Origin of the sequence: Shewanella sp. S1-49-MNA-CIBAN-0167, assembly GCF_040310145.1 — a bacterium.
GTDB classification, from domain to species: domain Bacteria; phylum Pseudomonadota; class Gammaproteobacteria; order Enterobacterales; family Shewanellaceae; genus Shewanella; species Shewanella psychromarinicola.
Window position 1 is genome coordinate 85,344 of record NZ_JBEOPO010000011.1, and the last position, 9,343, is coordinate 94,686.

Below are 9,343 nucleotides of genomic sequence, written 5' to 3' on the forward strand. Positions count from 1 at the left end.
TGAAACTTAATACCGTCCATTATATCCATATACTCATGGTCTTCCACGACCGCTTTACTACCTTGTAATGTCCCTTCCCTAGGAACGAGATAAATAATAATTCATTTACCTAGACGTAAACAGGTACCTGTAAATGATTAAAATATTTCACAGACAACATAAATTAAAATAATGAACAAAATCAATAAATTAAATTTTCAGAAGACATATAAGCTATCAATTAGGTGGTTCGGCTCACACACTTTGTGAGATATATCTCACAAGGCGGCAGGCAAAAAAGGTAAACATCTAGTTAACGATTACTATTAACTAAACATCCTAAACCAGCAAACAGCTCAAACCCTGGCTTAAATCCGCTATTTTGCTTAACCTTAATCCATATAACCGAAGGAGAGTTGGTATTGATGAGTGCGGCAAACCAGCAAATCACGAGAGCAACCGTAATACGCTAATAACGGGTATACCCAAGCCACTTCAAGATGCTCGTTTCAGAGCTGTCGTAGGGTAACGGATCAAGGCAGTGATTGAAGATGATGGTGACTCCCTTTTAATATCACTATTCCTAGATCTTAAGTCCTAGATCCTAGAATCGAAGCGTCCTCGAAGGACAGCGTCCGCCCTAGAATCTAACACAAGGATAATTTCGCGGGCCTATTTTCGACAAGTCATGCTTGGACAAAAATAAATTAAACGAAGATCCTCACTCGAGAAATGTTGCTGAGAAAAATATGCTTAACGCTGCAAATCATCGACAGCTAAAAGCGGTGTGGCTGCAGTGAAAGCCGCACCGTTTTTTTAATCATCCGAGTGAATTTGCTTTGTTAGGTTCTAACTTGCCTTTCCCGCTTCTGTTGCTTCAGGAACCTCAACAAGACTCCCCGTTTTACAATCATAAATATAACCATAAATAGGGATATCACTTGGCACCATTGAATTATTTCTAATTCTTTCTACATCAGATAACACGCTTTTAGCTTGATCACTAATAGTCAGCCACTCAATAAACTTGCCGTCTGTAGTGCCACCACCAGCATGACTATCATGCCAGCCTGATCCGTCAACACTTGATGTTTTTAGACTTGCAGACAACAAATCAGCCATTATCTCATTATTAAATGTTTCCATTCCGCAATCTGTATGATGAATAACAAACCATTCTTTTGTGCCAAGTAATTTGTAAGAAATGACTAATGAACGGATAGCATCATCACTTGCTCTGCCGCCTGCGTTACGAATTACATGGGCATCACCTTCGGCAAGACCTGCATATTTAGCAGGATCTAAACGTGCGTCCATACATGTCAGGATGGCAAACTGCCTGCCAGGAGGCATTGGCAAATTGCCTTTATCCCCAAAACCAGCTACATAATCAGCATTTGCTGATGTTATTTCTTGTACTATTTTACTCACCTTTGTTCTCCTTTGTGGTGAAGCGTATTTTATTGTGCGTCCACTACATCGCAATTATGAATGTCGCGGTTATTATCTCAATTCTGGGGTAATTACACAGAATCTGTTACAGACTGATATAAGCAATGACATAAACTAACCAACTATCAATCGACCCCATAGGTGTTTGACTAACATCAATCAGATTAATGTGTCGCTTTATCTCCCCAAATGTCTGTTAACCTTTGGTCTCGACCACAATTCCAGCGATAAGCATGATACCGAATGGGACTGTTCTTATAGTAATCCTGATGGTAACTTTCATCGCCCTTAATTGGGTAAAAAATAGAAGCATTTAAGATTGGCGTAATAACGTTATTATTGGGAAATTGCTTTTCAATGTCCCTTTTAGACTGTTGGGCAATTTCCCTTTCTTTATCGTTTGCCACGAAAATCGCGCTTAAATAGCTTGTACCTTTATCACAAAATTGCCCCTTTGCATCAAAGGGATCTATGTTAACCCAGTAATAATCTAACAACTCTTTGTAACTCACCTTGCTAGGATCATAGGTTATTTGAACCGCTTCAAAATGACCGTCATGGTTGCCATTGTATGTGGGGTCTTTTAAGATTCCGCCTGTGAATCCTGAGATCACATCGGTTACGCCATCAAGTTTTTCAAAGTCTGATTCCATACACCAGAAACATCCTCCGGCCAAAATGGTTTTATCTGCAGTGGCATTAGCAGCATAAAACAATAAACTTGCTGCTAATATTATTAACACTAGTGTGTTTTTCATAATACCCTCCATTATTTTTCCGAGTTTATTGATGTGTTTGTATCTAAGATATTTACATTACGAAGTTAATGATTTAGAGGTTCACTATGCCCGAGAGTCGTGATGATTACCTCGGATTTGTTGTCTATTTTTACATAATAGATAGTTTTACTGCTAAATCAGCGTTGTTAACGCAATAGGTTAATCATTGAATTATTATTTAGGCTAAGGGTCACGCGCGTCAGAATGCTCAAGATGACGAATTCAGGGTATCAATATAGAAATAGGCATACTCACTGTATGAATTAGGTCATAGGGCAAACATAAGACTCCACAAGGATAGATAAATATTCATCGTAATGAGTGCGCTATTAAGCTGCATGCCTATATGATGACATCCTAAATCAGTTTACACTTTGGGACTTATTATGAATCTTAGATTTGTTATTTACACAACCTTATTCACAGGATCCAAATGCCATAAACTTTTCGCCAAAAAGCAAAAAGGCACAACCTTAAGTTATAAGGTTGTGCCCATTAAACGCTTTTGTCAGCAATCCGGCTGAAAGTTTGCTCCCTGCACCATCCATGTAATCATGCTTCCTGCAGTCCTTTTCCCTGTTCTCATTTCCTTGTCTATTTGTGTATAACAAAAGACTCATGAGTGTCATTCCATTGAACAGCCGGTCCATTGGCTGAGCGTTAAATCCATATCAATCCGTTGAATCATCCATACTGCTTCCTGCAGTCCTGTCCCTTTACCCTTGTGTCGACTTTTTACTGTCTACACTCTTCCTTGATCCGGCTATCCATCTGCCGAGTTTATGCCCTAATCCGTGAGCATGTCCTTCCTAGTCTCATCCTTGAAATTCTTAAGCATCATTCGTTTTATTTCTCATCCTAAGAAAAGCAACTCATGACTCGCTTTCGATAACAATATTCTAACCACATAAAACGCCATGAAAAAGACACACGACATTTAACAAACAAATTAGCAACATCTAAAAAAGCATAAAAAGTTATAAGAAGCTGATTTTGTAGGGTTAAAAATAATTGATGACGTTAAACACTGACAACTTAAAATAGGATCCCCTACAGACTTGTAGGATATGGCTTACAGAAGTGTGAGCAAGTTATTACTATCGGATTTTTTTACGCCATAAACGCATTAACATTTGACCAAACATGACCCAATCACCCCACAAGCTGTATAACGGGTAAGTGAATGTAGCTGGCCGATTTTTTTCAAACATAAAATGCCCTAACCATGCAAAACCATACCCAACTACAGGCACCCACAACAGCTGCCACCAATGCTGGTTAATCAAGGTATTAACAACAATCACCAAAATAATGCTACTGCCAATGTAATGCAGTCTTCGACAAACAGGATCTTGATGTTGCGACAGATAAAATGGGTAAAACTCTGCAAATGAAGAATAACGTTTAGGTTGCATTACTCACTCCTTTTTAATCACCAGCTAATCATATGCTCTGTTAATATTAGATTATGTAGTCTTGAGTTATACCTTGTTGTAAAATAATATTTCACCCTCGACATTGCCAACGTTAACGGTGGCAATACTAGTAAACCCTTGTTGTACTAATGCTTTATGATGTGAAGGATTACTGACAAATACCCCGACCCCATCGAGCCTACGTTGTTCATCACACCAACTCAATACCGCTTGAATGAGTTTGGCACCATAACCTTTATGCTGCTCATTAGGTGATAAGGCAATAAATTGTAAAATTCCGCATTTTTGAGAAGGAAGATGTTCTAAAATACAGGTTTCTTTTTGCATTAATCCCTGAGTTGATTTCCAGCCAGTCCCTAACATCATTTTGAAACGCCAATGCCAATAACGTCCCTCGCCCAGCGGCACTTGTTGAGTAATAACACACGCAACACCGATTAAACGGTCACCGTCAAATAGGCCAATCAAAGGTTGTTCTTGTTGCCATAATTCATTTAACTCTTCACGAATAGCGGCACGAAGTTTTTGTTCATATTGTTGAGTATCTTGTTGGCCGAGTACCTCGATAAAATAAGGGTCATCATGATAAGCATTATAGAGAATGGAAGCTGCAACCCGTATGTCTTCAGCGGTTAAATACACTGCACGTAGGGTTTCCAAGGTGTTATTGTCCATTATTATTCCTTGTTGATTAACTCTCTGAACTTAATTTAACAAGTTTGAAACAATCTACAAGTTTTGTTTATGCGTTTGACCTACAAAACGGTTATATACGACAGTTGTTTGCATTTTTTGTCATCAAGATTGATACTGAATTTATCGACTTAACCATTACAAGGAATGCATCAAATGGACACAACATTAAATGATCTAAGTCACTTATTTAAGCAATTAGGTTTGCCTCATCATCAAGAGGGGATCGATGACTTTGTTATCCAAAATAAACTTGATAAGCACACATTAATCACTGATGCTAATTGCTGGAACCCAGCTCAAAAAGCATTTTTAAAAGAGGCATTATTAGAAGACGCCCAATGGTCAGAAGTGATTGACCAATTGGACGTGATGATGCGAGCTGAAGCGTAATTGATTGTTAATGTCAGATGACGTGACTCAATGACTAAATTTGTTTATAGGCGGCGTCACCCCAGCCCACTAAAACGTCGTCTCGGAACACAATTGGCGTGCATTCGTCTTTAGTTGTTTTACCATCACCTTCAGCCCATTGGGTGCGATAGAACAACACTTTGATAGACTGCTCGGCGCGGTCCTGAGTCGGCTTAGCATAAGCTTCGCTGAAATCTGCTATGCCCATCAGGGTTGTCACTTGATCACTGCTCATTCCCATAGACAATTTGGTAATTAGTTGACGATTTTCATCCTGTTGCTCTTGCCAATAGTCAGCACTTTTACCCGATTCATGACCACCAACACTGATCACACAACCACTTAACATCAGTGATGTTGCGCCAATTAATCCTGCTGCGATAAGTTTTAATTTCATGTTGCGTCCTTTTTGTTAAAATATAATCCGAATTGTATTTACATAGTCTTTAAGCCAAAATCGTGCCACAATTAATATATTGATTTATATGGGTTTATTTTTAATATCACATGCGTTAGTTAATCTCACTATAAAACATTAAGGAATTTCACCAACAATGAGTCCAATTGAACAGGTGCTTGCAGCAGCTAAATCGATTGCCAACAATGGACATACTCCCAGTTTAGCGCTGATAAAAAGTCGCTTAGGTAATCGAATTTCAATGCCAATCCTGATCCAAGGTTTACAGCAATTTAAAGCGTTACCTAAATCTGAATGGCAGCACATAGCAGAATTAACGGACATGCAATCAATGGCAGATGTGCCAACTGATGAGCAACCCGATCCTATCGCTCAAGTCACCCAACAGGTTATCGCCATGCAACAACAGATTAATCAGCTGAGCCAACGAGTCGCTGAGCTAGAACGCCAATTAGCAAACCAGGTCGTCCAAAGCAATATAATTAATAATAAGGTCGACCAATAAATGTTTGTCTTCGAACTGCGTTTTGAATGTTTTGCCGACACCACCATTGAGGCGGCAGAAAAAGCCATTAATGCGTTTCTTGAAGCTCTTCGGGCTAATGGACAAATTCTTGGACGTGAATTTGCGGTCGCCTTTAATGACGGCGAATTTAGGGCTCGTTTGTTATTACCCGAAAAAACCAGTCTGGCTAATCGCTATAATAGCCCTTGGGTAAAAGTGACATTAGCAGGCTTGACGGCAGCCAAACTATTGGCGCCTAGAGAAAAATTCATCGGCCAAGACATCAACTCTGAAGCCAGTAATACCGACGCCCCGTCATGGCAGGTGTTGTATACCAGTTATGTGCATATGTGTTCACCGCTTCGCAATGGCGATAATCTGCTGCCAATACCTTTATATCAACTGCCAGCAACTTTTAATGGCGATCATAAACGCATCATAAAATGGCAAACAGAATGGCAAGCGTGTGATGAACTGCAAATGGCAGCAGCTACAAAAGCTGAGTTTGCAGCATTAGATGAAATAACTCGGACAGACAGTGACCTATTTAGACGCGGTTGGGATTTACGTGGCAGGATAGAATATTTAACTAACATCCCCACCTATTATTACTTATACCGTGTGGGTGGCGAGTCATTAGAAAGCGAAATGAACAGGGAGTGTCCACGTTGTGGCTCACAGGCTTGGAAGCTGGAACAACCGCTTTTAGATCTATTCCATTTTCGCTGTGAACCCTGCCGCATAGTGTCGAATTTATCTTGGGATCATCAATAAGCAGATTAAAACACTCAGTAACCACATCATTCAAAGACTGAACGATGTGTTTTGCTGCCATTTCAAAGTGTATATATTATTGTTTACCGCGTAACGATTGCCACATGGTTTTGATCCGCTGCAAGATACCCGGATGATCGGCAACAATCTCAGTTTCTTCAATCGGTTTAACCGGCGGTTTTATCAGTGGAGATAGTTGCTGCAGAAATTCAGTTAATGACGGCGCAATTTGAGTGCTTTGTTTCTGGCCTGGTATTTCGATCCATACACTGCCATCATCGTTGTTTACCGTTAGCATTTGATCATCATCACCTGTTACACCAATAAACCAAGTAGATGGTTGTTTAAGCTTTTGTTTCATGATCAAATGGCCAATTACATTTTGTTGCAAATTCTCAAAGTCGGCTTGATTCCACGCTTGAATTAATTCACCGTCGCCAAACGAGGCCGTAAACGGTAATGGTGCTGAAAAATATTGGCCATAAAATGCATGAATATCTTGGTGTAACTGAATATTTAATGCATGCTCCACATTGCTAAAATCAGCTGCATTATCCCGTTTAACAGGCTGCCAGAACACTATTTCATCGCGATTTGCATCAAACGTTCCTTGAATACATATTGAGTCTTCGCCCAAAGGATAATAGCGCGGAAATTCAGATAAAGTATCTTGATAAGATTTAAGATAGTTTTTTATAAAGCAATCTAATGCAGATGAACAAGACACTTAAGCCACTCGTAGTTTATAATAAAACCATATTTTGACACGGAATCCGATTAGATGACACACAATCACGACCCTTATAGTGATGCAGCAGCATTAAAAGGCTTAACATTAGGCCAAGCAACTGCTTATCAAGCTGAGTATGACGCGTCACTGCTGCAAGGGGTTCCACGTAAACTTAACCGAGATGCTATTGAATTAAGTGGTCAACTCCCTTTTCACGGTACCGATATTTGGACCGGATATGAATTGTCTTGGCTTAATGCTAAAGGCAAGCCTGTTGTTGCCATTTTGGAAGTTCAGTTAGATATCAACAGTGTCAATTTGATTGAATCTAAATCTTTTAAACTGTACTTAAATAGTTTTAACCAAACTAAGTTTGACAGTGTCGAAGCCGTACAAGAAACCTTAAGCCGCGATTTAGCCGCTTGTGCCCAAGGTGATATGACCGTAAAAGTCATCGAACCTAAGCATTTTAATCTTGAACGTATTATTGATTTACCGGGTACTTGTATTGATGACTTGGATATTGAAGTCGACGAATACGCATTTAATCCAGATCATTTAATCGGTGGTACAGATCCTGACAAAAACGTGGCGGAAACACTAAATTCAAATTTATTGAAGTCTAATTGTTTAATCACCTCACAGCCTGACTGGGGCAGTGTGATGATCCGTTATCAAGGCCCTAAAATTGATCGTGAAAAACTGCTGCGCTATTTAATCTCTTTCCGCCAGCACAATGAATTTCACGAGCAATGCGTTGAGCGTATCTTTGTCGACTTAAAAAAATACTGCCAGTGCACTAAGTTAACCGTTTATGCGCGTTATACCCGTCGCGGTGGCTTAGACATCAACCCATATCGCAGTGACTTTGAAAACCCACCAGAATCAAACCGCCTTGCGAGACAATAATCGCCGTAGCGGTTATCAGTATTCGCTAAAAACCAATCTCACTGAGGTTGGTTTTTTTGTAAGTGATGAGTGAATGATAATAGAGTTAAGCGTTTTTAGCTTTATGGCAATATATCAGCGAGGCTTAATTGATAACATAATGGTGTATCAAAAATCGCAAGCGGGTTGGGTGTAGTTGTCGCCATCAATTGATTCGCCAAACCTAAGGTAACGGCAAAACGGTATGTTTGATCAAGTCGTCCCATCACCGTCTGCCAAGTTATCTTTGTCGCAACATCTTGAGGATTAGTAAAATGCAGCTTAACGGCTTGGCATAATGCTATTAATTGACTCTGATTATCAAGCATTTGTTTATCAACTGAGAGTAAATCAATACTGCGCGGTGTTGCCTGACTAAAATCAACCGCAAACGATTTAAGCGACAATGCCAGCCCCAAGCCGCGTGCTTTTATGTAAGACTCTTTCACCGCCCATAAATCAAAAAAACGTTGCCGCTGTAATGATGGTGGTAATTGCAACAAAGCATCAGTTTCAGCTTGGGTGAAATAATGATTTAAAATAGGCACAATATCTGTACTGCCTCGTTCACGTTCAATATCAACCCCAAAACTCACATCGGAGTCGGCTTTAAACGCTTGTCCACCTGTAACCACGCCAATCATCAACCACTCGCCGCTGTGGCTTATATTAAAATGTAGCCCAGTTTGAGCCAATAAATCATCGCTAAGCGCTGGTTTACCTTTGTCACCATAACGAAAACGCCACTCGTGGGGTTTTCGCTCACTATGCAGTGATAATACCGCCCTAAGCGCGATACGAACTTGCAACGCATTATGACGCGCCGACACGCTTTTATAGCGGCCAACCTTGGCGACTTCATCAGCACTTAACCAACCTAAGGCTAAACCTGCATCATAATCTGCAGTTGAAAACCCACCATCAAGTCGCACAAAGTAAATATGCGGCTTAGCAAGCGAGTCTAATTGGGATATCGAAAAAGTGGCAGGCATTAAAGCAAACAAAACTCAGTTAAATGGCGATACGGCTAAATTACCTTAATAAGCCCTCTTCAGCGAGGAATTTGTCAATAATCGCGATGATTCTCAATTGACGCGAAAAATAGTATTAGCATTAACATAATGCTAATTTCCATGGGTAACCCCCAGACTTCACGCCTAAGGTGAATGCTAATAATCTCATACGAAGATTATGTGCTTACCCACATTCTAAGCAGTCTGTCCTCCGAGTAAAATC

At 40.0% G+C, this 9,343-nt stretch carries 11 protein-coding genes; 4 read left to right on the forward strand and 7 right to left on the reverse strand.

Going from position 1 to position 9,343, the window contains the following annotated elements; translation table 11 throughout:
- Positions 1-828: 828 nt before the first annotated feature.
- From AAEZ00_RS07205 to AAEZ00_RS07220, 4 genes are all read right to left on the reverse strand, one after another.
- Positions 829-1,410, reverse strand: coding sequence for a beta-class carbonic anhydrase (locus AAEZ00_RS07205; protein WP_124011903.1), 582 nt, complete (start codon positions 1,408-1,410; stop codon positions 829-831).
- 185 nt (positions 1,411-1,595) lie between these two features.
- Entirely contained in the window at positions 1,596-2,189 is a 594-nt protein-coding gene (msrA, locus tag AAEZ00_RS07210) for a peptide-methionine (S)-S-oxide reductase MsrA (RefSeq protein WP_124011904.1), read from the reverse strand.
- 1,118 nt (positions 2,190-3,307) lie between these two features.
- A complete protein-coding gene (locus AAEZ00_RS07215; protein WP_124011905.1) occupies positions 3,308-3,625 on the reverse strand; it encodes an Mpo1-like protein in 318 nt (105 codons plus the stop codon).
- Between the two features lie 66 nt (positions 3,626-3,691).
- Positions 3,692-4,321, reverse strand: a complete 630-nt coding sequence (locus AAEZ00_RS07220) for a GNAT family N-acetyltransferase (protein ID WP_124011906.1) — start codon at positions 4,319-4,321, stop codon at positions 3,692-3,694.
- Between the two features lie 174 nt (positions 4,322-4,495).
- Here AAEZ00_RS07220 and AAEZ00_RS07225 point away from each other — a divergent pair, with 174 nt between their 5' ends.
- A complete protein-coding gene (locus tag AAEZ00_RS07225) occupies positions 4,496-4,732 on the forward strand; it encodes a DUF2789 domain-containing protein (protein WP_124011907.1) in 237 nt (78 codons plus the stop codon).
- 34 nt (positions 4,733-4,766) lie between these two features.
- Here the strand turns inward: AAEZ00_RS07225 and AAEZ00_RS07230 are convergent, their stop codons facing one another.
- Positions 4,767-5,150, reverse strand: coding sequence for a DUF3192 domain-containing protein (locus AAEZ00_RS07230; protein ID WP_124011908.1), 384 nt, complete (start codon positions 5,148-5,150; stop codon positions 4,767-4,769).
- A gap of 157 nt (positions 5,151-5,307) precedes the next feature.
- On the opposite strand from AAEZ00_RS07230, the gene AAEZ00_RS07235 reads away from it, so the two are divergent.
- Together AAEZ00_RS07235 and AAEZ00_RS07240 are read left to right on the forward strand one after the other, a co-directional pair.
- Positions 5,308-5,676 (forward strand): hypothetical protein, encoded by a 369-nt coding sequence (locus tag AAEZ00_RS07235; protein ID WP_124011909.1) that lies wholly within the window; start codon positions 5,308-5,310, stop codon positions 5,674-5,676.
- The gene (locus tag AAEZ00_RS07240) at positions 5,677-6,450 is read left to right on the forward strand and encodes a Zn-ribbon-containing protein (RefSeq protein ID WP_101032300.1); all 774 of its coding nucleotides are present in this window, start codon (positions 5,677-5,679) and stop codon (positions 6,448-6,450) included.
- A 76-nt stretch (positions 6,451-6,526) separates the two neighbouring features.
- Here the strand turns inward: AAEZ00_RS07240 and syd are convergent, their stop codons facing one another.
- Positions 6,527-7,177, reverse strand: coding sequence for a SecY-interacting protein (gene syd, locus AAEZ00_RS07245; protein WP_124011910.1), 651 nt, complete (start codon positions 7,175-7,177; stop codon positions 6,527-6,529).
- A 54-nt stretch (positions 7,178-7,231) separates the two neighbouring features.
- On the opposite strand from syd, the gene queF reads away from it, so the two are divergent.
- On the forward strand, positions 7,232-8,089 hold the full coding sequence (queF, locus tag AAEZ00_RS07250) for an NADPH-dependent 7-cyano-7-deazaguanine reductase QueF (RefSeq protein ID WP_124011911.1): 858 nt from the start codon (positions 7,232-7,234) through the stop codon (positions 8,087-8,089).
- 101 nt (positions 8,090-8,190) lie between these two features.
- Here the strand turns inward: queF and AAEZ00_RS07255 are convergent, their stop codons facing one another.
- Positions 8,191-9,099, reverse strand: coding sequence for a 4'-phosphopantetheinyl transferase family protein (locus AAEZ00_RS07255; protein ID WP_124011912.1), 909 nt, complete (start codon positions 9,097-9,099; stop codon positions 8,191-8,193).
- Between the last annotated feature and the right edge of the window lie 244 nt (positions 9,100-9,343).

Bases quoted from the DNA above. Each gene is read 5' to 3' on its own strand.
- AAEZ00_RS07240 (WP_101032300.1), top strand. From the start codon at position 5,677: ATGTTTGTCTTCGAACTGCGTTTTGAATGTTTTGCCGACACCACCATT.
- msrA (WP_124011904.1), bottom strand. From the start codon at position 2,189: ATGAAAAACACACTAGTGTTAATAATATTAGCAGCAAGTTTATTGTTT.
- AAEZ00_RS07220 (WP_124011906.1), bottom strand. From the start codon at position 4,321: ATGGACAATAACACCTTGGAAACCCTACGTGCAGTGTATTTAACCGCT.
- AAEZ00_RS07230 (WP_124011908.1), bottom strand. From the start codon at position 5,150: ATGAAATTAAAACTTATCGCAGCAGGATTAATTGGCGCAACATCACTG.
- queF (WP_124011911.1), top strand. From the start codon at position 7,232: ATGACACACAATCACGACCCTTATAGTGATGCAGCAGCATTAAAAGGC.
- AAEZ00_RS07215 (WP_124011905.1), bottom strand. From the start codon at position 3,625: ATGCAACCTAAACGTTATTCTTCATTTGCAGAGTTTTACCCATTTTAT.
- AAEZ00_RS07235 (WP_124011909.1), top strand. From the start codon at position 5,308: ATGAGTCCAATTGAACAGGTGCTTGCAGCAGCTAAATCGATTGCCAAC.
- AAEZ00_RS07225 (WP_124011907.1), top strand. From the start codon at position 4,496: ATGGACACAACATTAAATGATCTAAGTCACTTATTTAAGCAATTAGGT.
- AAEZ00_RS07255 (WP_124011912.1), bottom strand. From the start codon at position 9,099: ATGCCTGCCACTTTTTCGATATCCCAATTAGACTCGCTTGCTAAGCCG.